Annotated in this window: 26 protein-coding genes; 12 read left to right on the forward strand and 14 right to left on the reverse strand. The window is 69.5% G+C overall.

The genetic code is table 11. The annotated features are described in order from the left end of the window. Positions 1-102 precede the first annotated feature (102 nt). The 3 genes from ACWGLC_RS01385 to ACWGLC_RS01395 are packed head-to-tail and all read right to left on the reverse strand — an operon-like array spanning position 103 to position 3,963. Complete coding sequence (locus ACWGLC_RS01385; RefSeq protein WP_452098231.1) at positions 103-1,320, reverse strand: oxygenase MpaB family protein; 1,218 nt, start codon at positions 1,318-1,320, stop codon at positions 103-105. Next, positions 1,317-2,459, reverse strand: a complete 1,143-nt coding sequence (locus ACWGLC_RS01390; protein WP_452098232.1) for an oxygenase MpaB family protein — start codon at positions 2,457-2,459, stop codon at positions 1,317-1,319. The genes ACWGLC_RS01385 and ACWGLC_RS01390 overlap by 4 nt, the downstream gene beginning before the upstream one ends. Before the next feature lie 7 nt (positions 2,460-2,466). Beyond that, a complete protein-coding gene (locus tag ACWGLC_RS01395) occupies positions 2,467-3,963 on the reverse strand; it encodes an aldehyde dehydrogenase family protein (protein ID WP_230929736.1) in 1,497 nt (498 codons plus the stop codon). A 113-nt stretch (positions 3,964-4,076) separates the two neighbouring features. Between ACWGLC_RS01395 and ACWGLC_RS01400 the strand changes: the two genes are divergently transcribed. The 3 genes from ACWGLC_RS01400 to ACWGLC_RS01410 all read left to right on the forward strand — a co-directional run bounded on the left by ACWGLC_RS01400 (position 4,077) and on the right by ACWGLC_RS01410 (position 6,557). Next, positions 4,077-5,219: an acyl-CoA dehydrogenase family protein gene (locus ACWGLC_RS01400; protein ID WP_230929735.1), complete on the forward strand. Its 1,143-nt coding sequence runs from the start codon at positions 4,077-4,079 to the stop codon at positions 5,217-5,219. Beyond that, positions 5,216-5,695 (forward strand): GXWXG domain-containing protein, encoded by a 480-nt coding sequence (locus ACWGLC_RS01405; RefSeq protein ID WP_452098233.1) that lies wholly within the window; start codon positions 5,216-5,218, stop codon positions 5,693-5,695. The genes ACWGLC_RS01400 and ACWGLC_RS01405 overlap by 4 nt, the downstream gene beginning before the upstream one ends. 61 nt (positions 5,696-5,756) lie before the next feature. Continuing rightward, on the forward strand, positions 5,757-6,557 hold the full coding sequence (locus ACWGLC_RS01410) for an LLM class F420-dependent oxidoreductase (protein ID WP_452098234.1): 801 nt from the start codon (positions 5,757-5,759) through the stop codon (positions 6,555-6,557). Between the two features lie 63 nt (positions 6,558-6,620). On the opposite strand, the gene ACWGLC_RS01415 is transcribed toward ACWGLC_RS01410, so the two are convergent. The 4 genes from ACWGLC_RS01415 to ACWGLC_RS01430 all read right to left on the reverse strand — a co-directional run bounded on the left by ACWGLC_RS01415 (position 6,621) and on the right by ACWGLC_RS01430 (position 10,294). Next, positions 6,621-6,845, reverse strand: coding sequence for a hypothetical protein (locus ACWGLC_RS01415; RefSeq protein ID WP_452098235.1), 225 nt, complete (start codon positions 6,843-6,845; stop codon positions 6,621-6,623). 7 nt (positions 6,846-6,852) lie between these two features. After that, on the reverse strand, positions 6,853-7,665 hold the full coding sequence (locus ACWGLC_RS01420; RefSeq protein ID WP_452098370.1) for a carbohydrate ABC transporter permease: 813 nt from the start codon (positions 7,663-7,665) through the stop codon (positions 6,853-6,855). Positions 7,666-7,772: 107 nt separating this feature from the next. Next, the gene (locus ACWGLC_RS01425) at positions 7,773-8,810 is read right to left on the reverse strand and encodes a carbohydrate ABC transporter permease (protein WP_452098236.1); all 1,038 of its coding nucleotides are present in this window, start codon (positions 8,808-8,810) and stop codon (positions 7,773-7,775) included. A 203-nt stretch (positions 8,811-9,013) separates the two neighbouring features. Beyond that, a complete protein-coding gene (locus tag ACWGLC_RS01430) occupies positions 9,014-10,294 on the reverse strand; it encodes an ABC transporter substrate-binding protein (RefSeq protein WP_452098237.1) in 1,281 nt (426 codons plus the stop codon). Between the two features lie 182 nt (positions 10,295-10,476). Here ACWGLC_RS01430 and ACWGLC_RS01435 point away from each other — a divergent pair, with 182 nt between their 5' ends. Further along, entirely contained in the window at positions 10,477-11,289 is an 813-nt protein-coding gene (locus tag ACWGLC_RS01435) for a siderophore-interacting protein (RefSeq protein ID WP_344994272.1), read from the forward strand. A gap of 55 nt (positions 11,290-11,344) precedes the next feature. Here the strand turns inward: ACWGLC_RS01435 and ACWGLC_RS01440 are convergent, their stop codons facing one another. Next, the gene (locus tag ACWGLC_RS01440; protein ID WP_452098238.1) at positions 11,345-12,403 is read right to left on the reverse strand and encodes an ABC transporter ATP-binding protein; all 1,059 of its coding nucleotides are present in this window, start codon (positions 12,401-12,403) and stop codon (positions 11,345-11,347) included. 207 nt (positions 12,404-12,610) lie between these two features. On the opposite strand from ACWGLC_RS01440, the gene ACWGLC_RS01445 reads away from it, so the two are divergent. Further along, positions 12,611-14,734, forward strand: a complete 2,124-nt coding sequence (locus ACWGLC_RS01445) for a PhoX family protein (protein ID WP_452098239.1) — start codon at positions 12,611-12,613, stop codon at positions 14,732-14,734. Between the two features lie 191 nt (positions 14,735-14,925). Here ACWGLC_RS01445 and ACWGLC_RS01450 read toward each other — a convergent pair whose 3' ends face one another. Then, a complete protein-coding gene (locus ACWGLC_RS01450; protein WP_452098240.1) occupies positions 14,926-15,741 on the reverse strand; it encodes an alpha/beta fold hydrolase in 816 nt (271 codons plus the stop codon). A gap of 113 nt (positions 15,742-15,854) precedes the next feature. On the opposite strand from ACWGLC_RS01450, the gene ACWGLC_RS01455 reads away from it, so the two are divergent. The 3 genes from ACWGLC_RS01455 to ACWGLC_RS01465 all read left to right on the forward strand — a co-directional run bounded on the left by ACWGLC_RS01455 (position 15,855) and on the right by ACWGLC_RS01465 (position 18,281). Beyond that, complete coding sequence (locus ACWGLC_RS01455; protein WP_452098241.1) at positions 15,855-16,406, forward strand: MarR family winged helix-turn-helix transcriptional regulator; 552 nt, start codon at positions 15,855-15,857, stop codon at positions 16,404-16,406. Positions 16,407-16,416: 10 nt separating this feature from the next. After that, entirely contained in the window at positions 16,417-17,091 is a 675-nt protein-coding gene (locus ACWGLC_RS01460) for an SDR family oxidoreductase (protein ID WP_452098242.1), read from the forward strand. Between the two features lie 104 nt (positions 17,092-17,195). Then, entirely contained in the window at positions 17,196-18,281 is a 1,086-nt protein-coding gene (locus ACWGLC_RS01465; protein ID WP_452098243.1) for a 2-dehydropantoate 2-reductase, read from the forward strand. A 57-nt stretch (positions 18,282-18,338) separates the two neighbouring features. On the opposite strand, the gene ACWGLC_RS01470 is transcribed toward ACWGLC_RS01465, so the two are convergent. Both ACWGLC_RS01470 and ACWGLC_RS01475 read right to left on the reverse strand, forming a co-directional pair. Then, complete coding sequence (locus tag ACWGLC_RS01470) at positions 18,339-18,620, reverse strand: Lrp/AsnC family transcriptional regulator (protein WP_230929723.1); 282 nt, start codon at positions 18,618-18,620, stop codon at positions 18,339-18,341. A gap of 46 nt (positions 18,621-18,666) precedes the next feature. After that, positions 18,667-19,041, reverse strand: coding sequence for a nuclear transport factor 2 family protein (locus tag ACWGLC_RS01475; protein WP_230929722.1), 375 nt, complete (start codon positions 19,039-19,041; stop codon positions 18,667-18,669). 201 nt (positions 19,042-19,242) lie between these two features. On the opposite strand from ACWGLC_RS01475, the gene ACWGLC_RS01480 reads away from it, so the two are divergent. Further along, a complete protein-coding gene (locus tag ACWGLC_RS01480) occupies positions 19,243-20,676 on the forward strand; it encodes a sugar porter family MFS transporter (RefSeq protein ID WP_452098244.1) in 1,434 nt (477 codons plus the stop codon). Positions 20,677-20,686: 10 nt separating this feature from the next. Here the strand turns inward: ACWGLC_RS01480 and ACWGLC_RS01485 are convergent, their stop codons facing one another. Further along, positions 20,687-21,316: a GyrI-like domain-containing protein gene (locus tag ACWGLC_RS01485; RefSeq protein ID WP_452098245.1), complete on the reverse strand. Its 630-nt coding sequence runs from the start codon at positions 21,314-21,316 to the stop codon at positions 20,687-20,689. 141 nt (positions 21,317-21,457) lie between these two features. Between ACWGLC_RS01485 and ACWGLC_RS01490 the strand changes: the two genes are divergently transcribed. Continuing rightward, the gene (locus ACWGLC_RS01490) at positions 21,458-21,640 is read left to right on the forward strand and encodes a hypothetical protein (RefSeq protein WP_452098246.1); all 183 of its coding nucleotides are present in this window, start codon (positions 21,458-21,460) and stop codon (positions 21,638-21,640) included. Continuing rightward, on the forward strand, positions 21,637-22,542 hold the full coding sequence (locus ACWGLC_RS01495) for an MBL fold metallo-hydrolase (protein ID WP_452098247.1): 906 nt from the start codon (positions 21,637-21,639) through the stop codon (positions 22,540-22,542). The genes ACWGLC_RS01490 and ACWGLC_RS01495 overlap by 4 nt, the downstream gene beginning before the upstream one ends. 7 nt (positions 22,543-22,549) lie before the next feature. On the opposite strand, the gene ACWGLC_RS01500 is transcribed toward ACWGLC_RS01495, so the two are convergent. Continuing rightward, a complete protein-coding gene (locus ACWGLC_RS01500) occupies positions 22,550-22,945 on the reverse strand; it encodes an ArsR/SmtB family transcription factor (RefSeq protein WP_452098248.1) in 396 nt (131 codons plus the stop codon). Next, positions 22,942-23,418 carry an SRPBCC domain-containing protein gene (locus ACWGLC_RS01505; RefSeq protein ID WP_452098249.1) on the reverse strand — a complete coding sequence of 159 codons (477 nt, stop codon included), beginning with the start codon at positions 23,416-23,418 and terminating at the stop codon, positions 22,942-22,944. Before ACWGLC_RS01505 ends, ACWGLC_RS01500 begins: the two co-directional genes overlap by 4 nt. A gap of 188 nt (positions 23,419-23,606) precedes the next feature. Between ACWGLC_RS01505 and ACWGLC_RS01510 the strand changes: the two genes are divergently transcribed. Beyond that, entirely contained in the window at positions 23,607-24,689 is a 1,083-nt protein-coding gene (locus ACWGLC_RS01510; protein WP_452098250.1) for a Fic family protein, read from the forward strand. Positions 24,690-24,750: the final 61 nt, after the last annotated feature.

Raw genomic sequence — 24,750 nt, forward strand, 5'->3', positions numbered from 1 at the left:
CGGGCCGGCGGCCGGGCCGGCGGCCGGGGCGGCGGCCGGGGCGGCTTCGGACCGAAGCCTGCTTCTCACCGGCAGCGGCGCGCCACGCCGGCCGACGGGCGATCAGGCGAGGGGCGTGACGGCCCCGCGTGAGTAGCGGGTGATCTGCCGGCGGATCCGGTGGTAGCCGCGGCGCTCCAGGGCATGCCGCGCCTTCGGCGACACCAGCGCGGCCCCGTGGGCGGCCAGGTTGGCCGGGATGAGCAGCGCCGGATACCACGGCACGGCCGGCCGCTGCCCCAACTCACGCATCCCGGCGGGGCCGTTGAGGTAGGTCGCCGTGGCCCGGTGGCGGGCCACGTCCAGCCGCCGACGAAGCGTCGGCAGGCGCGGGAAATCCGTGTGCCCGTACGAGTCCAGCAGCGCCCGGCCCAGGATCACCGAATTCTGGTCGGGCGGCGGGGACGTGCGCAGGAAGTGGTACATGTCCCGCAACGCACGCCGGGGAGTGTCATGCAGGAAGTCCTCATCGACCCCCATGACCCACCCCATCCAGCGCCACAGGTGCAGGACCGCGCGGGCGTCGGACGGCGTGTGCGGGATGCCCAGCACGAGCGTGCCCAGCAGGAACGTGGCTGAGAACAGACCGTTGGTGGCCGCCATGTCGGCCTGGTTGATGGGCTGGCCCTTGGCCGCCACGTCCCATCCCTTGTCGAGCATCGCCCGATTGACGCGCGCGTGCATGAGACGCACGTGCACGGTGGTCTCCCAGCCGGGACTGCCCGGCCGCCAGCCGTCGGGCGCCACGACCGCGTGCCACCAGGCCATGGTCTCTGCGACCCGCTTCGCGGTGCCCTCCCCCGTGAGGCGCCCCGTCGAGGCGAGCACCTCGGTGGTCGCCGCCGGCCGGTAGCCGCCCAGCAAGGCCAGGTCGCCCAGCACGTCCTGACCGGTCAGCCCGGCCCGGAGGCAGACCCGAGCCCCCCGGTCGGCGAGCTCGGGGTCCAGCCAGTCCGGCAGCTCGGTGACCGCGCGCACGAAGACCGCGACCTCGTCCGGCTCCCCCGCCGGCGCCGCCTCGCCGGACACCGCCGCGTGCAGAGCCGCCCGCACCCGGGCCATCGTGGTGTCACCACGGGAGATCGACTCGAGCACCGCATCGGCCACCGGATCACCGGAGCCCAGCGCCTCGGCGATCCGGGCCCGCTCGGCCGGCGTGGGCCCCGATCGCACGTCGGCGAACGGCCGGAGCAGCAGCGCCGCCCGGGCGCCCCACCGCTCGTCGGCGGCGAACCGGTCCGGAGCACCGAGCGGCCGGGCCGGCGCCGCGTCCGTGGTCACGCCACCTCCCCCTCGGGCGCTCCTCCCCCGGATCCGTCCACCGAAGTATCGTTTCGGTCGGCCGCCATCCCGTGGGGGACCGGGCACCCGCCGCCCGCCATCCGATCCCGGGGCGTGATGGGGTGCGCCCCGAGGTCCGCAGGCCGGTATCCGGTCGGGTAACCGGGATAGGTCCGGTTCTCCGTGCCCTCCGTGCCGTACGCCTTACGGCGGACCGGGAACCAGCGGATGAGGCGCGACCGCAGGCGGATCGCCGCGTAGGCGGCTCCACGTAGCCGCGGCGCCGGCGCCGGGAAGCCGAACGCCCGCGCCATGTCGTCGTCGATGAGCGACTGCACGGCCTTGCGGACCAGGGGCCGCACCGATTGCGGGTACCACGCGCACATGAGGTCGAGCGTGTAGTTGCCGATCTCGTTGTTGGTGTCCGCGTAGCGGAACACCCGGGCCTCGTAGGCGTCCCGCCAGCGCCGGAACTCGCCCATGTCCTCCGGGATGTCGGCGATGTTCATCCGCTGCCCGACCCCGCGATAGAAGTGGAACGCGGCCAGCCGCTCGTTCGGGTGCAGCCGGCGCCAGCCGTTGGCGTCGATCCACTCGAGCGGCTCGTAGATGAACGTCGACAGGACGTACAGCATGTCGTCGTTCGTGATGTCGTACATCGCGTGCTGCCGGTTGATCACCCGCAGCGACTCCCTGCCGCGCGTCGAATCGACACCGTGCTCCACGAGTTCGGCCATGAGCAGCGCCGTGTCGTCGTACCGCTGCTGCGGTGCCTCCCGGAAGTTGCCCGCCGCGGCCAGCACCGCCGAGACCGACGGCACGCAGTACGTGCGGTACAGCGCCAGCTCGAGCGCCCGCTGGTAGTCCCACGGGAACTCGTATGCGGCGGTGATGCGGTGGATCTCGGCCGCGTCCGTCACCGGGTCGAGCGACGCGATGAGATCGCGCCAGTACCAGCGGCCCGGCTTGAACGGCACGCTGGCCGTGAGCGGATGCGCCCTGTCCGCGTCGGGGACCATGTCCACCGGGATCGGACCGAACACCCCGGGGACCGTCTGCTGCCGGGTGTCGGCCGACGACGGCGACGGCTTCGTCGTCGTCGACACATCCCCGGTCGTACCTGGCGTGGTCGCGGTCATGCCTGGATCACATCTTTCCCTGGACGTTGGTGAGCATCCACTTGACGATCTTGATGTCCCGCGGCTTGCGGGTCATCGTCATGAGATTGAGCGGGGCGGCGAACTTCTCGACCGTGATCGAGCGCGGGCGGGAGAACTCCCGCAACCCGTCGGCGCCGTGGATCCGGCCGAAGCCCGACTCGCCCGAGCCACCGAACGGCAGGGCCGCGATGCCGGCGAACGCGAGGAACGAGTTGATCGAGACCATGCCGGCATCGACCTTCTCCGCGAGTGCGAGTCCACGCTTGCGGTCCTTGGTGAAGATCGCGCTGCCCAGGCCGTAGTTGACGGCGTTGGCCTTCTCGACGCCCTCCTCCAGGTCGCGCACCTTGTTGATGGTCACGGTCGGGCCGAAGGTCTCCTCGGTGATGGCGGTCGAGTCCTCCGGCACGTCGACCAGCACGACCGGCTCGACGATCCGGTCGCCCACCGACTCCTCGCCACCGACCACGGCCCTGCCGCCGCGGGCGATCGCGTCCTTGACGTGGCGGCGGATGATGTCGACCTGCGAGGGCATGGTCATGGGACCGTAGCTCGAGCTGATCGAGGTGCCGGGCGACAGGGCGCGGACCTTCGCGGCGAACTTGTGGACGAACGCCTCGTGGACGTCCTCGTGCACGTAGATCCGCTCGACGCCGGCGCAGGTCTGGCCCGCGTTGCCCATGGCGCCGAAGACGGTCTGATCCACAGCGGCGTCGAGATTCGCGTCCTTGTCGATGAGTACCGCGTCCTTGCCGCCGCCCTCGATGACGACCGGGGTGAGGGTCTCGGCGCACGCGGCCATGACCTTGCGGCCCGTCGCGGCGGAACCGGTGAAGGCCAGCTTGTCGACGCCCGCCCTGCACAGTGCGGCGCCGGTCGAGCCGTCACCGGTGATGGTCTGGATGAGCGGCTGGGAGGCGCCGAGAGAATCCCAGACCTCGGCGAGCCACACGCCGACACCCGGCGTGAACTCGCTGGGCTTGAACACGACCGCGTTACCGGCGGCCATGGCGTAGGACAGCGTGCCCATCGGGGTGAAGACCGGGTAATTCCACGGGCCGATCGCCCCCACCACGCCGAACGGCTGGTACTCGACGTACGCGGACTGGTTGCTCATGAGCAGACCGGCCGAGACGGAGCGACGACGAAGGACCTTGTTGGCGTTCTTGGCGGCCCACTCCAGGTGGCCGACCGCGAGCAACACCTCGAGGGTCGCGTCCTCGTCCGGCTTCCCGGTCTCGGCGGAGATCAGCGCGGCCAGCTCGGCCGCGCGAGAGGAGATCGCACGCTTGTACTCCAGCAACCATTCTCGCCGACCACGCGGCCCCTGCGTCGCCCACCACGCGGCGGCGGCGCGGGCTCGCTCCACGGCGAGGGCGACCTCCTCCGGGCCGGCGATCGGGTATTCCGCGAGGACCGTGCCGTCGCGCGGGTCCAGGCTGGCGAAGGTGGGGCCGGTCTTGCTCGGCTCGGTGGTGGTCATCGGAAGCCTCCCGTTTCAGATCACATATATTTGATGTAGCGTACGGTGATACCGGCCACAGTAGTCGACTGCGACCGTTCCCGACACCCCTACAGCAAGGAAAGAGGCTCGACGTGTTCGACATCCTCACCGAAGAGCAGCGTGACTTCGCCAAGTCGATCGACGACTTCTGTGCCCGCGAGGTCGGCAGCGTCGAGAAGCGTGCCGAGCTGACCATGGAGGGTGGCACCCACTCTCCCGAGATCTACGCCAAGATGGCCGAACTCGGCTGGCTCGGCCTGACCATCCCCGAGGAGTACGGCGGCTCCGCCGCCGGCGCGGTCGAACTCTGCCTCCTCCTCGAGCACTCGCTCAAGGGCCTGGCCCCCATCGGCGGCATCGGCCCCACCCTGATCACCGCCGCCGCCTACGAGAAGTTCGGTAACGAAGAACAGCGCAAGCGCGCCCTCGAGCTCACAGTGGGCGGCGGCACCCTGTCGATCTCGATGTCCGAGCCCGGCGCCGGCTCCGACGTGGCCGCGCTGCGCTGCAAGGCCGAGCGCGACGGCGACGAGTGGGTGATCAACGGCCAGAAGACCTGGTGCTCCAACGCCCACTTCGCCGACCGCATCCTGCTGGTCGCCCGCACCGACTCGTCGGGCAGGAAGCACGAGGGAATCACGATGTTCGACGTGCCGGCCGACATCGAGGGCCTGCAGATCACCGGCATCGACACCATGGGCGGCAAGGAGGTCAACGACCTCTACTTCACCGACGTCCGCCTGCCGGCCGACGCGGTGGTCGGCGAGGTCGGCGGCGGCTGGCAGCAGCTCATGACCGGCCTCAACACCGAGCGCCTCATCCTGGCCGCCATGCAGCTCGGCGTGGCCCAGCGTGCGTTCGACGACTGCCTGAACTTCATCAAGGAGCGCGAGCAGTTCGGCCGCCCCGTCGGCTCCTTCCAGGTGATCCGCCACCGCATGGCCGACCTGGCCACCGAGATCGAGGCCACCCGCCTGCTCGTCTACGCGGTGGCCAGGAAGGTCGACGAGTCGGACCCCGACGCCCTCTTCCCGCGCGAGGCGTCCATGGTCAAGCTCAAGGCCACCGAGCTGAGCAAGCGCGTCACCCTCGAGTGCATGCAGTCGATGGGCGGCTACGGCTACGCCACCGAGTACGGCATGGAGCGTCTCGTCCGCCAGGCCGTGGTCTCGCCGATCTACGGCGGCACCAATGAGGTCCAGCGCGACATCATCGGAAAGACGTACGGCCTGTGAGCGCGGCCGAGCTCACCGAGATCCGCAACCTCGAGACCGTCCCCTCCGAGCGGGTCTCCGCCCTGTGGGACGCCCTCGAGCCGGCCCGCGTCGAGGAGATCGCCGGCAGCCGCTGGCGCGGCACCGGCCTGGACACCGGGCACCAGATGTTCAGCATGCTCGGCCAGATGCGCTGGTGGGGCAAGGACTTCACCGACGCACGCAAGGTCGACCCCATCCTCGTGACCGACGACTCCGGGGACGTCGTTCCCGATACGTCGGCGACAGGCGGCGGCGGGGCCTCGCTGTGGGAGGTCTCGTTCCGCGGACGGCCGACCGCCTCCATGGTGTACGACCGGCTGCCGGTGATCGACCACTTCGTCGTCGTCGACACCGACGCCTCCGGGCGACCCACCACCCTCCTGGCCGTGATGAACGGGCGCGGCACCGTCTCCGACGGCGAGCACTTCTGGTTTGTCCTCGACCGCGAGGGCTGAACCCGGGCGCGTGGTGCGGAGCACGGATGCGCGCTCCGCCCACCGCCCGCACAATGGGACCATGAGCGCCACCGCCGAACGCCCGGTCCGCATCGCCGTCCAGCTCCAACCGCAGCACGCCCCCGACTATCGCCTGCTGCGCGACGCCGTCCGCAGGTCCGAGGACGCGGGTGTGGACGTGGTGTTCAACTGGGACCACTTCTACCCGCTGTACGGCGACCCCGACGGCGCCCACTTCGAGTGCTGGACCATGCTCGCCGCCTGGGCGGAGCAGACCGAGCGGGTCGAGATCGGCGCCCTGGTGACCTGCAACAGCTACCGCAATCCCGACCTGCTCGCCGACATGGCCCGCACCGTCGACCACATCTCGGGCGGGCGGCTCATCCTGGGGCTCGGCAGCGGATGGTTCGAGCGCGACTACACCGAGTACGGGTACGAGTTCGGCACGAAGGGCTCGCGGCTGGACGCGCTCGGCGACTCGCTGGAGCGCATCGAGAACCGACTGGCCCGGCTGACCCCCGCGCCCACGCGCGACATCCCGGTGCTGCTCGGCGGCGGCGGGGAGCGCAAGACGCTCCGGCACGTCGCGCGGCACGCCGACATCTGGCACTCGTTCGTGGACGTGGAGACCTACCGCCACAAGTCCGCGGTACTCGCCGCGCACTGCGCTGACGTGGGCCGCGACCCAGCCGAGATCGAACGCTCCACCGAGATCGGCGGTGCCGAGTCACCGGATGCGGCGCGACGGACGGCGGAGGCGCTGCATGCCGAGGGCATCACGTTGTTCACCGTGGGCGTCGACGGGCCCGACTACCCGCTCGAGCTGGTCGAGTCACTGGTGGCCTGGCGCGACGGGCGCTGAGGCGGACGCTGAAGAACACTCCTGCGGGGCTCGCCCGGGAGGAGGGCGCCCGCCGGCCGCGGCTCAGGGGCCCTTGACCGCGCGGTCCGCCCGACGCCACGCGCGGAAGTTGAGCCACGACAGGACGAGCATCAGCACGAGCACGAACGAGGCCAGTGCTGACGGCCTTCCGGTGACGATCAGCCCGACGGCGTTGACCACCGCCAGCACGGTGAAGAAGCCGACGAACCCGCCGAGCACCTCCAGCCGCTGACGGGTGCCCAGCGCGTCCGATCCGGAACGGGCCACCGCCGGGTCAGCTCTTCAGGCCGCCGGCGGTGAGACCGGAGACGATGCGCCGCTGGAAGATCAGCACCATGATCACCAGCGGGACGGTCACCAGGGCGCCGGCCGCCATGATCGCCGCGTACGGCTGGGTGAACGGGTCGTTGCCCGCGAAGCGGGCGATCGCCACGGTCACCGGCTCGGTCGACTGGTTCGACAGCTGGCTCGACAGCATGAACTCGTTCCACGTCATGATGAACGCGAGGATCGCTGTGGTGAACAGGGCCGGCGCGGCCAGCGGCAGGATGATCTTGACGAACGCCTGCCCGCGGGTGGCACCGTCGACGCGCGCGGCCTCCTCGAGCTCCCACGGCAGGTCGTTGAAGAACGACGTGAGCGTGTAGATCGTGAGCGGGAGCGCGAACGAGATGTTGGGGATGATCATCGCCTGGTAGCTGCCGATCCAGCCGATATCTGTGAACAGCTGGAACAGCGGGGTCACCAGGGCGACGCCCGGGAACATCGACGCCGCGAGAATCACGCCGGTCACCATGAACTTGCCGCGGAAATCCACGCGGGCCAGCGCGTAGGCGGCGAACACGCCGAAGGTGATCGCCGCGGCCGTGGTGACGACACTGATGAGGACCGAGTTGCCGATCGCCGCCAGGAAATCGTTGCCACCGCTCGTGTCGAGGGCCTGCTTGAAGTTGTCGAGCGTCAGGTGCGTCGGCAGCGGGTTCTGCGAGAACGTGTGCACGTTGTCCCGGAATGCGGTGACGACCATCCAGTAGAACGGCGCGAGACCCCAGACCAGGATGAACAGTGCACCCAGGTAGGTGCGGATCTGCGGCCAGAGCGGGGGCCTGGGCGCCTTGAGGGACGGGCGGGCGGAGTCGGGCCGGCCGCCGGGTCGGGATCCCGGACCGGAACCGGCCGGGGCGGTGGGTGCGCTCACCGGATCTCCTCCTTCTTGCCGGTGCGGTCTTCGACCACGTTCGCCCCGAGCCACTTCACCATGACGAACGCCACCGCGAAGATGAGCAGGAACACCAAGGTGGACAACGCGGACGCGCTGTTGAATGCGCCGGTTCTCATCTGATTGACCACGAGCTGCGAGATGGTGGCCGTGGGCGAGCTCGAGTTGGCGCTGATGAGGATCACCGGCAGGTCGTACATGCGCAGCGCATCGAGGGTGCGGAACAGGACCGCCACCATGAGCGCCGGCCGGACCAGCGGCAGGGTGATCCTGGTGAACTGCTGCCACTTGGAGGCGCCGTCCACGCGGGCCGCCTCGTAGACGTCGCGGGGGATCATCTGCAGGCCGGCGAGGATGAGCAGCGCCATGAACGGCGTGGTCTTCCACACGTCGGCGACGATCACGGCGACCTTCGAGTAGAAGGGGTCGGTGGTCCAGGCGATGTCGCGGCCGAGAATCGAGTTGACGATCCCGTTGGGCGAGAAGATGAACGCCCACAGCTTGGCCGTGACTGCGGTGGGGATGGCCCAGGGCACCAGCACCGCGGCCCGCAACAGGGCGCGGCCCCAGATGTTGCGACCCATGACCACGGCCATCCAGAAGCCGAGCGCCGTCTCGATCGACACGGTCACCACGGTGAACATCGCCGTGTTGCGCATGGCGGGCCAGAAGTCGGTGGCGATGTTGCCGGGGGCGCACGGGACGGAGTCGCCACTGTTGCTGGTGCACGTCTGGGTGAGCCAGTAGATGTAGTGCTGGAGAGTGCCGAACGTCCCCGCCTCGAACTTGCCGGTCGCGGGATTGAGACCGGCATCGCCGACGAACGACAGATAGACGGCCCGCACGATCGGGTAGCCGATGATGACGGCGAGGATGACCAGCGGCGGCCCGACCATCCACAGTGGGCGCCAGTCGAACTTCTTCTTGACGAGCGCCGGCGGCTCGGCCGCCTTCGGCTCAACGCCTGGCGGGGAGGCCGGGGCCGTCGAGGCCTCCGGTCGCTGGGCTGTCATCGGCCCTCCTGGTTTCGGTGGTGCGAGGAGTGGTACGGCACAAGGTGCGGCTGTGGCGCCTGGAACTAGGTGCGGGAGCCGACGCCCCCGACGACGAACCGGCCGGCACACGGGATCGTATACCCGCGCACCGGCCGGTCGACGGCGGTACGGCGATGAGTCCGGGAGTTCGAAGGTCTCCCCCTCACCTCAGCCGCGAACTCTCAGTTCCCGGCCTGCTGGATGGCCGCGGCCATATCGGTCGTTGCCTGGTCGACGGACTTCTCGTTCTTGAGTGCTGCGTGGGTGTTGTCCTGCACAGCCTTGGACACCGCCGGGTAGAACGGGGTCACGGGGCGGGGCTTGGCGTTCTCCAGCGCGACCTTCAGCGCGGTCATGTACGGGAACTCGGCCTGCAGGTCCGCATTGTCATAGATCGAGGCCAGCACCGGCGGGAACGAGGCCTGGGCGAAGCCCATCTGGACCTCTTCGCTGATGATGTACTGGACGAAGTCCACAGCGGTGGCCTTGTTCTCCGAGAAGACGCTGATGGCGTTGTTGTAGCCACCCAGGGTGGAGGCACCTGCGCCGTCCGGGCCGAGGATCGGCGCGACGTCGAAGTTCTCGGCGACCTCGGGCTGCCCCTCGGTCAGCGCCTTGTCGTACATGTACGGCCAGTTGTAGGAGTACATGGTCTCGCCGGCGAGGAAGCCGAGAGCGGTCTCCTCCTCGGAGAAGGAGTCGGTCTTCTTGGCGATCACGTCGGACTGGTAGCCGTCGACGAGGGCCTGGAGTCCGGCGCGCGACTGCTCGGACTCGACCTCGGGGGTCGAACCGTCCTCGCCCACGATGGCGCCGCCCCAGCTGTTGATGAACTGGCTGGCGGCCACCGTGGTCTGCTCGCCGAGATTGAGCGGCATCTGCAGGCAGTCGACGTTGGCCTCGAACGCAGCGATGCACGAGTCGACCAGGGCCTGCCAGTTGGCCGGGGCCTCGGGCTGCATGTCGGTGCGGTAGTACAGCAGCTGCGCGTTGGTGTTCTGCGGGACCGCGTAGAGCGTGCCGTTGTAGGTGGCCGACTCGACGGCGGCCGGGAGGAGGCCGGAGGTGTCGACGGCGGTGTCGCCCTCGATCGGCTGGATCCAGTCGTTCGCCGCGAAGTGGGCGGTGTCGGTGATGTCCAGGGCGAACACGTCGTACTCGCCGCTCTTGGCCTGAAGGGACTGGACCAGCGTGTCACGCTGACCGTCCTGGTCACCGGGCAGCTCGTGGAGGGTGACCTCCTCGTCGGGGTGCTCGGCGTTCCACTGCTCGATGAACGGCTTCAGTGTCTCGACGTCGTTCTTACCCATCGCGAACTTGATGGGACCGCGCGACTCGACACCGGCGGTGGTGTCCTCGCTCGCCGACGTGTCGCCGCCGTCGTCGCTCGAACATGCGGTCACGGAGAGCGCGACGATCGAGGCGATCGCAGCACCCTTGAAAATCCTGCCGAATCCGGCCATGAATCCAACTCCTGTCATCGACCCGCGCGAGGACGACCAGTGGCCGCACTCACAATGTCTTCAGGAACCCTATCCCAGCGCCGCCCGCACCTCGCCCCGCTTGTCACACCCGCATCAGGTCGCTACCTAAACGTGACCTTCGGCGCCGCGGCAAGCGCAGCTAGTTAGGTTAGCCTCACCATATGTCAACCAGAAGGATCAAGCCCGGCGCCGCCGTCACCGTCCCCGTTACCCTCACCGCCCGAGAACTGATCAGTCCGTCCTTCGTGCGGCTGACCGTGACCGGCGAGGCCCTGGCCGACTACCGCCCCATGGGCGCGGACCAGTGGTTCCGCCTGTTCCTGCCGACCGAAGGTGCCGGCGGGTCCGCTGAACCGAAGACGCTGCCGGACATGAGCATCCGCAGCATGGCCGCCTACACGCTCACCCCGCCCTCGCGTCGGCCGCTCATCCGCAACTACACGACCGCCGGGTACCGACCCGCCGACCCGGCAGCGGGACGGGCCACCGCCGAGCTCGACTTCGACGTGTATGTGGACGACTCCCACTCCGGCCCGGGTCTGACCTGGGCGCGCGAGGCGGCGATCGGCTCCCCTGCCGCGATACTCGACGAGGGACGCCTCTACGCACCGCCGGTCGGGTCCACGGCCGAACTACTGGTCGGCGACGAATCCGCACTGCCCGCGATCGCCGGCATCCTGGACCAGGCCCCGCCGGCCCTGAGCGGGCTCGTCGTCGTCGAGGTCAGAGACCCTCGCGACATCCGCGATCTACCCCGACCCGTGGGGGTCGAGGTCGTGTGGAAACAACGGGGCGACGACGACGAGCCCGGCGCCCGCGCGACCGATGAGGTCCGGCGGCGCGGCGCCCCGGTCGACCTCACCTATGCCTATCTCGCCGGCCCGTCGTCCATGGTGACCGGCCTCCGCCGGTTCCTGGTCAGGGAATGCGGCGTCGCCAAGGACATCGTGACGTTCACCGGCTACTGGCGGTGACACCGGAGAACGCACTCAGCCCATCCGCGCGGTGAGACCCCTGCGCAGCTGATACTCAGCGCAGGCGGTCACCCGTCTCGGCGTCGAAGAACCGAACCTGCCCCTCGTGCGCGGCCAGGCGGATGTCCTCGCCCTTGCGCGGGTGGTCGGTCGACTCGGCGCGATAGACGAGCGGGTGCCCGTCGGGCGTCGAGCAGTGCAGGAAGCTGTCCGCGCCGAGCTCCTCGATCAGGTCGACGACTGCGTGCATTCCCTCCCCGCCCTGCGCGGCCAGGCGCAGATGCTCGGGCCGCACGCCGATGGTGACCTTGCCGACCGCGCCGGCCGGGGCGGGGACCCGCATGCCGTCGAGTTCGACGGTTCCGTCGACCACCGGCGCGTCGAAGAGGTTCATCGCCGGCGAACCGATGAAGCCGGCCACGAACGCGTTGATCGGGTTCTCATACAGCTCGCGGGGTGCGGCGACCTGCTGGAGACGCCCGTCGCGCAGGACCGCCACCCGGTCGCCCATCGTCATGGCCTCGACCTGGTCGTGGGTCACGTAGATCATCGTCGTGTGCAGTTCGCGTTGCAGCTTGGCGATCTGGGCACGCGTGGCCACACGCAGTTTGGCGTCGAGGTTGGACAGCGGCTCGTCCATGAGGAACACCTGCGGGCTCCGCACGATCGCCCGGCCCATCGCCACACGCTGACGCTGGCCGCCCGAGAGTTCCTTGGGCTTGCGGTCCAGGTAGGGCACCAGGTCGAGCATCTCCGCGGCCCTGTCGACCCGCTCGGTGATCTCGGCCTTGGACTTCTTGGCCAGCTTCAGGGCGAAGCCCATGTTCTCGCGGACCGTGTAGTGCGGGTAGAGGGCGTAGTTCTGGAACACCATCGCGATGTCCCGGTCCTTGGGCTCGAGTCCGGTGACGTCCTTGCCGCCGATGGTGATCGTGCCCTGCGTGACCGGCTCCAGGCCGGCGAGCGAACGCAGGATGGTGGACTTGCCGCACCCCGACGGGCCGACGAGGACCAGGAACTCGCCCTCCCCGATGTGCAGGTCCAGCTCGTCGACACTGGGGCGGGTCGCCCCGGGATAGACGATGGACACGTTCTCGAAACTGACTCCGGACACGTTGCGTCACTTTCCCTTCACCGGCAGGAACGTGCCGGACGATCCGAGATTGAGGGTGAACACAGGTGACTGTAGCGACCGAGCGGAGAGTTCACCCGCACTGCGCCCGTAGTTCATCCGGACGTGGCCGCCTCTCTCCCGGCTGGTCGTCCGCCCTTCCTACGGTCACAGGGTTCGCTCAGCCGCAAACGTCTTCAGGGAGAAATGATGTCGATCCGCCGCCTGCTGCCGCTCACCACCTCGGGAGGTGCTGCGCCCGGGATCTCGAACCGCCAGCACATCACCTGTGTCTACAAGTGTGGTGACCAGTGCGCCGCGCCGGTTCCCAACACCACGGGCAACCCGTACTTCGGGGACATCGCCACCGAGATCAGCCGCCGCGGCGCCCTGAAGGCCGCCGGCGTGGTGGCGCTCGCCGTGGGCGCCACGCAGGTGATGCCCGGCGTGGCGGCGGCCCAGGGTTCGGCCGCCGGCTCGCTCGGCGACACGGGATCGCTCGGCGGCAACGGCATCGACACCACATTCACCCCGGTCTCCCCCAACACCGACGACGCCGTGACCGTCCCGGCGGGGTACTCGAGTGACGTGGTGATCCGCTGGGGCGACCCCGTGATCGCCGGCGCGCCCGAGTTCGACTTCGAGAACCAGACCGCCGCCGCGCAGGCCCGGCAGTACGGCTTCAACTGCGACCTCGCCGTGATGTTCCCCATGGACGACCGCGACGAGCGCTTCCTGTTCACCGTGAACCACGAGTACACGACCGAGCCCTCGATGTTCCGCGGCTACGACCCGGAGAATCCGACCCGCGAGCAGGTCGAGATCGCCTGGGCCGCGCACGGCATGTCCGTGGTGGAACTGGCCAGCCGCCCGAACGACGGCGGGCTCGACCCGGTGCTGGGCTCCTACAACCGCCGCATCACCGCGCTGACCCCGTTCGAGCTGCGCGGCCCCGCCGTCGGCCCGCTGACCAGGACCAACGCCGACCCGACCGGCACGCGCGTGCTGGGCACCCTGAACAACTGCGCCGGCGGCCACACCCCGTGGGGCACCGTGCTGTCCGGCGAGGAGAACTTCAACCAGTACTTCGGCACCGCCGGGGCTATCACCGATGCCATGAGGCTCGAGCAGCTGCGTCGCTACGGCATCGCCGCCGAGACGTCCGGCCGGAAGTGGGAGAACTTCGACGACCGCTTCGATCTGGCCAAGGAGCCGAACGAGGTCAACCGCTTCGGCTACGTGGTCGAGGTCGACCCGTGGAACCCGACCTCCACCCCGGTCAAGCACTCCGCCATGGGCCGGTTCAAGCATGAGGGCGCCAGCATCCACGTGACCCCCGGCGGCACCGTGGTGGCCTACTCCGGCGACGACGAGCGCTTCGACTATCTCTACAAGTTCGTCTCGAGCCGCAAGATCAACCCGGGCCAGACCGCCACCGCGCGCGCCGAGAACATGAAGATCCTCGACGAGGGCACCCTCTACGTGGCCACCTTCTCCGGCAACTCCCCGGCCGCCGAGATCGACGGCACCGGCGCCCTGCCCGCCGACGGCCGGTTCGACGGCACCGGCACCTGGATCCCGCTGATGACGGTCACCGCCGACGGCGCGGCCGTCTCGCATGTGGACGGCATGACCCCCGAGCAGGTCGCGGTGCACACCCGCATGGCCGGTGACGCGGTGGGCGCCACCAAGATGGACCGTCCCGAGGACGTCGAGCCCAGCCCGACCACCGGCAAGGTCTACATGGCGCTGACCAACAACTCGCAGCGCGGCACCGCCGGCAAGGCCGCCGCCGACGAGGCCAACCCGCGGCACAACAACAAGCACGGCCAGGTCGTGGAGATCACCGACGACCACGCGGGCACCACCTTCGGCTGGAACCTGCTGCTCGTCTGCGGCGACCCGAAGGAGGCCGACACCTACTTCGGCGGCTTCGACAAGTCCAAGGTCAGCCCGATTTCCTGCCCGGACAACGTGGCGTTCGGCCCGGACGGCGGCCTGTGGGTCTCCACCGACGGCAACGCACTCGGCTTCAACGACGGCCTCTACTCCGTCGCCACGTCAGGTCCGAACCGCGGCGAGACCAAGCTGTTCCTCACCGTGCCGATCGGCGCCGAGACGTGCGGCCCGCTGGTTTTCGAGAACCGCGCGATCGTCAACGTCCAGCACCCGGGCGAGAAGGACGGTTCCTCGATCGAGAACCCGGCCTCGCACTGGCCCGACGGCGGCGCCTCGCAGCCGCGGCCCTCGACCGTGGTGGCGTGGAAGAACGGCTTCGGCGGCGGAGCCGGGTCACTGGGCGGCCTGCTGCCGGCGGACCTGCTGGGCTCCTGACCGACCCCGCGCCTCACGCGCACGACATGACGCCCCGCTTCCTCCCGAGGAGGCGGGGCGTCGGTCAGCTACCCAGTCTCTGGGCTTGCGCGCCCAGACTGTGCCCATACGCTGGGGTTACGCGTCCGGAATGAAGCAAAGCCGACGCGTAACCCCGCCGGCCATGAGCAAAGAGGACGCGCATGCGCGGGTTACCGGGCGGGGGCGAGCTCGCGGTCGCGGGCCAGGCCGCGCTCGACTGTGGCCGCGATCGATGCGGCGACGCCCTCCGGATCGTCGGACATCGGCACGTGCCCGTCGGCGGAGGACTCGATCCGCGCCCGCGGGAACAGCCGCGCCGCGAGCCGTCGCTGCGCCGCGGGGAGCACCAGGTCGAACCGGCCCCAGCGGATGGTCAACGGCACGTCCTCGTCGACGGGCGCGGTGAACACGAACGCGCGCCGGTCGGCCCGGTCGAGCACCGTGTTGGTGATGATCGCCTCGCCGTCGATCGCCGCTGCCTCGGCCGGGTAGCGCCACGGCCGCGCGCAGAAGGCACCCATCATCACCGCGCGCCCCGCCGCCCGCTGCGACACCGCGGGGATGTGACGGCCGAGCTTGCCGGCGACGCGCTGGAGGCTGTGGAACACGGTGATCGTGTAGCGCCAGTCGGCGTCAGATCTGAAGAATCCCGCAGGTGAGAGGGCCGTGGCGCTGTGCGCGTGCCCGCGGGCCGCCATCTCCAGCGCGAGGAAGCCGCCGAGGGAGTTTCCGGCGAAGTGCGCGCGCTCGCCGGGCGGGACGATGTCCTCCAGCATGGTGGTGAGCTGATCGACCATGTACTCCAGCGGGTCGCCCTCGGTCGGCAGGTCCGGGGAGAGGCCGTGGCTCGGCAGGTCCACGATCACCAGCCGGTACCGGTCCTCCAGCAGCGGGACGACGGGGTCCCAGGCGTGCCCACGGTGGCAGACCCCGTGGATGAGAACGACGGTCGGCCCGGTGCCCGTGACGCGGTGATACAGATCCATTCGTCAAGTATCACCCGGGAGGCCGGGGTGATGCCCCATGACGGCAAAAAATCATGTTTACATTCCGGTCGACGGGGCTTCGGGGGAAGTCGGTGTCGAGGGGGCTGGTGTAGATGGAGACGACGAGAGAGCCCGTAGCCACCACGGGCGGTGAGCCTCAGCCCTCCCCGGGGACCGCCGTGACGGACGGGGAGCCGTCGGCTGCGGACCCGGCGCCGCCTGCCGCACACGACGGGCCGGCGCTCGAGCTGGCGACTCTGTTCCGGCCCATCATGCTGCGCCTGGACCTACTGGTCCGCCGGCAGAACACCCAGTACGAGTTGAGCCGGGCACAGACCTCGATCCTGCACACGTTGGCCAACCACGGACCGCTGCGCATGTCCTACCTGGCCCGCCTGGAGAACGTCCGCGTCCCCACCACCAGCAACTCGGTGAGCGTGATCGAGTCGATGGGCTACGTCACGCGGATCCCGGACGAGGCGGATCGTCGCGGGGTCAGCGTCGCGCTGACCGACCTGGGCCGGGACCGCATCAAGCAGGTCCTCATGGACCGGGACCGGGACTTCGCCGAGCAGCTGTCCCGACTCTCCCCGGAGCATCGCGCCGTGCTCGCCGACGCCGTCCCCGCCCTCACTTCACTGCTGGACGCCTTCGACGCCGACTAGCCTCGGCGGCATGAGCACTGTCCTCGTCACCGGCGCCTCCCGCGGGATCGGGGCCGCCACCGCCCGCGCCCTGTCCGAATCGCACGACCTCGTCCTGGTGGGACGCGACACCGACGCGCTGAACGCGGTCGCCGGCGACTGCCGGTCGGCCAGGGTCGTGACCGCCGACCTCTCGTCCGCCGACGGGCCCGCACTGGCCGCGGCCGGGATCGACACCCTCGACGGGCTCGTCCATTGCGCGGGCATCGCCGAGCTGGGCCGGATCGCCGACACGGAGGCCGACCAGTGGCGCCGCGCCTTCGAGGTCAATGTGGTCGCGGTCCTCGAGCTGACGCGGGCTCTCCTCCCGTCGCTGCGTACGGCTCGGGGCCACGTCGTCGTCGTCAACTCCGGCGCGGGGTACACCGCCAAGGCCGGCTGGGGCTCCTACGCGGCTTCCAAGTTCGCCCTGCGCGCCTTCTCCGACGTGCTCCGTCAGGAGGAGCCGGACCTGCGCGTCACGTCCGTCCACCCCGGGCGCGTCGACACCGACATGCAGCGCGCGATCGTCGCCGACGAGGGCGGCACCTACGACCCGGGCGCGTTCCTCACACCCGAGTCGGTGGCCGCGGCGATCCGGCAGGCGTTGGACGCGACACCCGACGCGCACCCCACCGAGGTCGTCCTGCGGCCCCGCCCGCACTGACCCGACGCTGACGCGACACCCATCCGGAACCGAGGCGGCGCCGAGGGAAAGGTCCCCCGTTCCGGCTGCCGAAGTCCCGCGCGTGTCGTACCGTCAACATCATCATGACCAGCCCGGACAGCCCTCTGCGCGTCACCGTGATCGGTGCGGGGGTCGTCGGCTGCTACCTCGGCGGCCGGCTCGCCCGCCACGCCGACGTGACGCTCGTCGGGCGCGCGCACGTGCTCGATCCGATCCGCGCTGTGGGGCTGACAGTGGAGTCCGGCGACGGCCAAGGGGATCGCCTGCATCTGCCGCCCGACTCGCTCACCCTGACCGAGTCCCCCGAGGCGGTTCGGCGCTCCGACGTGATCCTGGTGACCACCAAGGCCGCGCAGACCGGGGAGGCCACCGCGGCGTTCCTGCCGTTCCTGCGACCAGGTTCGCTGATCGTGGGGCTGCAGAACGGGCTGCACTCGGCCGACCGGATCCGTGACGACGTGGACGTGGCGCCCGTGATCGCGGGCACCGTGCCGTTCAACGTGGTGCGGACCGGGCCCACGACCTACCGACGCACCTCGCGCGGGGAGATCCGGATCGCCGACCATGCGGCCGCGGCGCCGCTGCTGGAGGTGTTCGCCACCGCCGGCCTGGCCGCGCGCCCCACCGACGACATCCAGGCCGTCCTGCACGGCAAGGTGCTGCTCAACATGAACAACGCCGTGCAGGCGCTGTCGGGGTTGCCGCTGCGCACCGAGCTTCTCAACCGGGAGTTCCGACGATGCGTGGCGCTGTGCCAGGCGGAGGCCAGCCGGGTGTTCACCGCGGCCGGCGTGGTGCCGCGGGTTCCGCTCCCGGTCCCGGCCGGGATGCTGCCGACGATCATGCGGCTGCCGACGCCCGCGTTCCGTCGGCTGGCGCGCGCGGTGCTCCGCGTCGACCCCGACGGGACCTCGTCGATGCACGACGACCTCGAGCGCGGTCGGCCCACCGAGATCGGGATCCTGCAGGGCGAGGTGGTGCGCATGGGTCGGCGGCTCGGCGTGGAGGCGCCGGCCTGTGCCCGCATCGTCGAATTGGTGCACGAGGCCGAAAGGGCCGGGCCCGACAGGAGGCAGTGGACCGGCCGCCAGCTGCTGGCGGAACTGCAGGGCGCCCGTAGGCGCGCGCACCGCCTGTCGCGGGCCCGGGAGACCGGCGGCGGAATCTAGCCCCGAACGCTCCGCGTGCGCGTCGGCCGACCGGATCGAGCGGCCGGCGGGCAGCTCTCAGTCGTCGTAGCCGAGCGAGAACGCCGCCTCGAGATCGTGCTTGGACTGGGTCCGGAACGCGATGTGGGTCTCCGTGTCCAGCACGCCCGGGACCTTGTTGAGGCGGTCCGACACGACATCCGCGATCTCCTCGTTGCGACGCGCGCGCACAAGCACGATCAGGTCGATGGTCCCGGTGACCGAGTAGACCTCGGACACACCGTCGATCTCGGCGATCGCGGAGGCCACCTCGGGGATCCGCGCCGTCTCGGCGTGGACGAAGACGATTGCGGTAATCATGCGATCCAGGCTAGTCGAGCAGGCCGATCGCGCACGGGGGGAACCGTCAGCTCATGTTCTCCGGGGTCCAGTAGGCGCGCATGGACACGACCTTGCCCTGCTCGTCGTGGGTCATCAGGTCCCACACGTTGATGGTGGCCTTGGAGCCCTCGCCGAAGTGCGTGGTGATCTCGAAGTTGAACAGCAGGTCGTTGCCGCAGGCCCGGGCCTCGAGCACCCGGCCGTCGATCTTCAGTGCCACCACGGAGGCGTAGAACTCGCGGATCGCGGCGGCGCCCTCGTGGACGGTGCCGCCGCCGACCGGGTCCTCGACGGTGGCGTTCTCTGCGTAGAGCGCCATGACCGCCTCGAGGTCGCCGGCAGTGAGCGCGGCGATGTAAGAGTCGGCGGTGGCGCGGATCTGCTCGGGGGTGACGCTCACGGTGGGTGCCCTTTCGATGACGACGACGAAGTGCCCCTCAGCCTAGAACGCGTTCTCGTCGCGCGGGCTCGTACAGCTCGGACCACAGCCGACCATGGTGTGACTTGCGACACTTCCACCCCGTGCCTACCCTCCTCTCACCACCTGTAGCAGAGCCAGTCGGCGCGGCCCCGGTTCACCGGGCCGGGGAGCGGGGTACGCATGTCCACTCAGAACACCGCCGGGCCGCGGCCCGGGGAGGAGTCGTTCCACACCGGCCGGGTGGTGATCATCTCCCTGGTCGCGGCGCTGGGCGGCTTCCTGTTCGGCTTCGACACCGCGGTCATCAACGGCGCCGTCGACGCCGTGCAGGAGAGCTTCGGCATGGGGGCCGGGCTGACCGGGTTCGCCGTCTCCTCTGCGTTGCTCGGGTGTATCGCCGGCGCGTTCCTCGCGGGCCGTCTCGCCGACCGGTGGGGACGCACCCGGGTGATGGTCCTGGCGTCGGTGCTATTCACCGTGAGCGCGCTGGGGTCGGGCCTGGCCGTGAGCCCGTGGGACCTCATCGTCTGGCGGGTCATCGGCGGACTGGGCGTCGGCGCGGCGTCGGTGATCGCGCCCGCGTACATCGCGGAGGTCGCCCCACCGGCGATCCGCGGCCGGCTCGGTTCGCTGCAACAGTTGGCGATCGTCTCCGGGATCTTCGTGGCCCTGCTCTCGGACGCGTGGCTGGCCGGGGTGGCCGGGGGCGCGATCGAGCAGCTGTGGCTCGGCGCGGCGGCGTGGCGGTGGATGTTCTGGGCCGAGCTCATCCCGGCGGTGGCGTACGGGGTGCTGGCGCTGACCATCCCCGAGTCGCCGCGCTATCTGGTGGGCCGGGGGCAGCTGGACCGCGCGAAGGCCGTGCTGCGCTCCCTCCAGGACGGCGGGGTCGACGACCGGATCCGGGAGATCCGCGGCACCCTGCGCGAGGACCGCAAGCGCACGTGGCGCGACCTCGTCACCCCGGGCGGGAGGAACCTGCTGCCCATCGTGTGGATCGGCATCGTGCTGTCGGTCTTCCAGCAGGCCGTGGGCATCAACGTGATCTTCTACTACTCCACGTCGCTGTGGCAGTCGGTCGGGTTCACGGAGGCGGATGCGCTCACGCAGACGGTCATCACGTCGGTCACGAACATCGTCGTGACGGTGGTGGCTATCGCGCTCATCGACCGGATCGGGCGGCGGCGACTGCTCATGATCGGCTCGGTGGGCATGACGGTGTCGCTGGCGTTGATGGCCGCGATGTTCAGTCAGGCCACCATGGCCCCGGGCGCGGACGGCGAGCTCGCCCCGCAGCTCGGCGACGTCCAGGGCCTGATCGCGCTGATCGCGGCCAACGGTTTCGTGGTGTTCTTCGGGATGTCGTGGGGCCCGGCGGTGTGGGTGCTGCTCGGCGAGATGTTCAACAACCGCATCCGCACCACCGCGTTGGGGCTGGCCGCGGCCGCGCAGTGGGGCGCGAACTTCGCCGTGTCGACGGCCTTCCCACCGATGGCCGAGCTCAGTCTCACGTTCACCTACGGCTTCTACGCGGTGGCGGCGCTGCTGTCGCTGCTCTTCGTGGCCCGATTCATCCCGGAGACGAACGGCCGGTCGCTGGAAGACATCGAGTAACCGGCCGCGGTCAGGCGGCGTCGTCGGGCGTGCGAACCACGCAGTACAGGTCGGTTCGCAGGTCCGCCGGGTCCATATCGGGCGACGGCTCGGTCACGTAGGCCTCCCAGAACGGGACGCCCGGCGCCCAGCCCATCGCCCCGATCTCGCCCAGGAACTCGCCCCAGGCCCGCCCGAGACCGTCGAACCCGCCGAGGTGGCTGGTCACCGCGACGTCGGCGGCGGGCAGGACCGAGGCGACCACGCGGAGGCCGTCGACCTCCACGAGCTCGGCGTCGATCTGGGCGAGCAGCGGCCCGTCCAGCGGGAACCCGATCTCCACGTCGGCCACGGCGTCGGCGCCGTCGGTCAGTCGCGTGTACAGCGCGAACGCCGGGCCCGCCGGGGTGAGTCCGCGCGCGAACGCGGCGGGAAACGCCGTGCCGAACACCGCGTCGAACAGGCCGGCGATGGTGGCCATGGGCACGTCTGCGGCGCGCACGACGGCCGTCGGCACGGCCGGGGCGCGCAGGAGCCGGATGCCGCTGACGGGCTCGTCGCCCAGCCCCGGGTAACCGTGGGGTGCGTCCTCGCGGGCGGCGGGGGCCTCCGGGACCGCGGGTGAACCGTCGTGTGACGGAGTGGATGACGACGACGACATGGTGTGCCTTCCTCTGTGGGGCGATGCCGCTCCCCAGTGTGCTCTCGCGCCGTGTCGGAGGGAGGGAATACCGATCATCGGGAGATCGCGATGTGCCCGGGCCGGGTGCGGTGGCGGTTCGCGAGGAGGACACTTGAAGACATGTCGATGTTCCGCCTCCGCACCCCCGACCGCATGATCGACCTCGGTGAATTCGACAATGCTCAGGAAGCGCTCGAGTCCGCCGCCGACCGCCAACGCGAGGACCGCCCCTCCGACGGTGTCCTGGAGGTGGAGGTGGGTGGTGAATGGCATCCGGTCGACACCGAGGGAGATATCTCGTGACGGGGCCGAGCGGGGAGACGTCCTTCGGCCAGGGGTCGGTCACGCAGTGCGCGACGTGCGGTGTCGAGCGTTCCGCGCCGCTGCCGGAGGTGTGCCCGATCTGCGCTGACGAGCGCCAGTTCGTGCCGTCGGACGGTCAGCGGTGGACCACGCCCGAGCAGTCGCGGGCGGGTGGCGCGGCGATCGAATTCGTCGAACGCGAACCGGACGTCATCATGCTCGTGCAGAAGAACTGCCCCGGGATCGGCCAGAAGCCCGCTCTCTTCCGCACGGATAGCGGCAACGTCCTGGTGGAGGTGCCCAACGTCATCACCGACGAGGCCGTGGCGGCGGTCCGCGGCTGGGGCGGGCTGGCGGCGATCATCGCCTCGCATCCGCACATGTACGGGGTGCAGTCGCTGTGGTCGGAGGCGTTCGACAACTGCCCGGTCTACGTCTCCGCGGCCGATGAGCAGTGGCTGGGACTTCGGCCACGCAACACCGTGGTGTGGGGCGGACGGAACGACGGGACGGTCGGTGACGATGGCTCGGTGGCCCCGGACCGGGATGCCGAGATCGACCTACTTCCCGGGGTACGCGCCTCCCAGCCCGGTGGACACTTCCCGGGCAGCGCGGTCGTGCACTGGACCGCGCCCGACGGCGAGGGCGTGCTGTTCACCGGGGACACGATCGGCACCGTCGCCGATCCCGCCTGGGTGACGTTCATGCGCTCGTTCCCCAACTGGATGCCGCTTTCCGCGGCGGTGGTCCGACGGATCGCCGACCATGTGGGCCGCTACGACTTCGACCGGATCTACGGCAACTTCGGCGGCTGTGTCCCGCGCGACGCCCGGGCCGCGGTCCTGCGGTCTGCCGAGCGCTACGCCGCCTGGGTCGACGGCGAGTACGACCACCTCACCTGAGCTGTACTTACTGGGCGCGCCGGTTATCGCGTTCCGCCAGTCGGCGGACCTGCTCGAGCCGCCGGTCCCAACCGTCCGCCACGGTTCCGAGGAGGTCCGAGATCTCGCGGATGCGGCCGGGGTGTACTGCGTGGACCTGTCGTCGCCCTTCGGCCCTGGCGAGGACCATGTCGGCGCCCGCCAGGATCCGAAGATGCTTGGCGACGGCCTGGCGGCTGATCCCCAGGTCGCGCGCGACCGCACCGGCGTCGTCAGGTTGATCGGCCAGCCGGACGATGATCTGCCTGCGGGTCCGATCGCCGAGCGCCGTGAAGACGTCGTCGGCGTCGGGAGCGAGAAGGCCGGCGAGAGCAGCAACCGGCCCGGCATCCGGGCCGCCCGGGCCGGGTGGGACTCCGCTCACATCCGAGCCTCGGCCCGATCCCGTGCGAGCCCGAGTTCGATCACCCAGCCCTCGGAGTTCTCCTCGAATCGGCGGCGCCGGACGACCGCGTCGTCGTGGAGTCCCGCGAACCCCGTCTCGCGGACGGTCAGCAGGACACCGGTGCCGTCGGGCTCGACGGTGAACTCGACTGTGTTCACGGGGTCACCGGTGACGATCTCGCCCGCTTGTCCGCACAGCCACTCGAACACCGCGCGGTGCGGCGGATCGAGTGCCACGGTTCGGATGCCGAACTCGCCAAGGGCGGGATCGACCACTCGCGCGGTGTCGCCGTCGGTGGTGATCTCGTGCTCGGTCCAGGACCCCTCGTTGATGAACCACCCGGGCTCGGCGATGATCTCCCACACCACCCGGGCGGAGGCCTCGATGTGGATGCTGCGGCGGATCTCGTCCGGCACGTCGTCGGTGGTCGTCTGTGCGTCTGGCTCGGTCATGTCACGCACCTCCCGAGGAAAACAGTCGCATACCCTGCGCCCTACTGCAATCCTTTGGTTGCAGTATCTGTCGTCCCGCGCGCCCGCCGGACATGTACACGCCTTCGACACGTCCAAGAAACGTGTACACGAAACCACGATTCGTGTACACATCGCGTAAGGTTTTAGGCATGTGGCCAGGACCCGACGTGCCGTTCAACGATCTTCCGGAACTACCACCGCGGGTGGAAATTGAAACGCCTGCAGTATTCCGACTCTTGATTGAGGCACACCGTGAATTGAGTGCACTCCAGGAGTCCTGCCGCCGCCTTCCGGACCCGAGCATTCTCATCAATGCGATCCCACTCCTCGAAGCCCAGGCATCAAGCGAGATCGAGAACATCGTCACCACCAACGACGAACTGTTCAAGGCCAACAGTCTCTTCGAGGGATTTGAGGTGTCCCCCGCGGCAAAGGAAGCTCTTCGCTACCGAGCCGCGCTACTGGCCGGAGTCGACGATCTCCACCGACGACCCGTCTGCACGGGCACCGCCAGGCTGTTGTGCTCATCAATCCTCGGACACGAGGTGTCGGTCCGCGGCCACGGAGGTACCTACATCGGAGATCCCGTGCGCGGTCGGCCGGTCTATACGCCCCCGAGTGGAGCCAACACCATCACCAGGCACCTAGACGCTTGGGAGCGGTTCATCCACTCGGGCCACCGCCTCGACCCGATAACGGCGATGGCGTTGTCCCATTACCAGTTCGAAGCGATCCACCCGTTCCCCGATGGCAACGGACGCACCGGCAGGATTCTCAACATCCTGCACTTGATCGAGGCTGGCCTTCTCGATGAACCGGTGCTTTACCTCTCCGGGTTCATCGTCCGGAACAAGAACGACTACTACACCCGCCTGCGCGGCGTCACTGAGCATGCCGAGTGGGAACAGTGGATCCTCTTCATGGCCGAGGCCGTCAAATCTACGGCCGCGTGGACGCGCGGATTCATCGATCAAATCGAAGCACTCAAACGAGACATAGACGCCCGCATGCGAGCCGACGAAGATCTCAGATCGTTGCCATTGGGAGATCTCGTGAGCTTGCTGTTCACACAGCCGTACATCCGAATCTCCAATGTCGTAGAGGCCGGATTGGCCAAGCGACAGACCGCCTCCCGCTGGCTTTCCAAGCTCGTGAACTCCGACTTCATTACCGAGACACAACTCGGCCGCGAGAAGATCTTCATCAACCACCATCTCCTCCAACTACTCCTGACAGCGCCTGTCGAGTAGGCGCCTCGCCCATGCAGATCCTGCGCGACCCGGACATGTACGCGCCTTCGACACGTCCAAG

The organism is Dietzia sp. NPDC055877 (assembly GCF_053615975.1).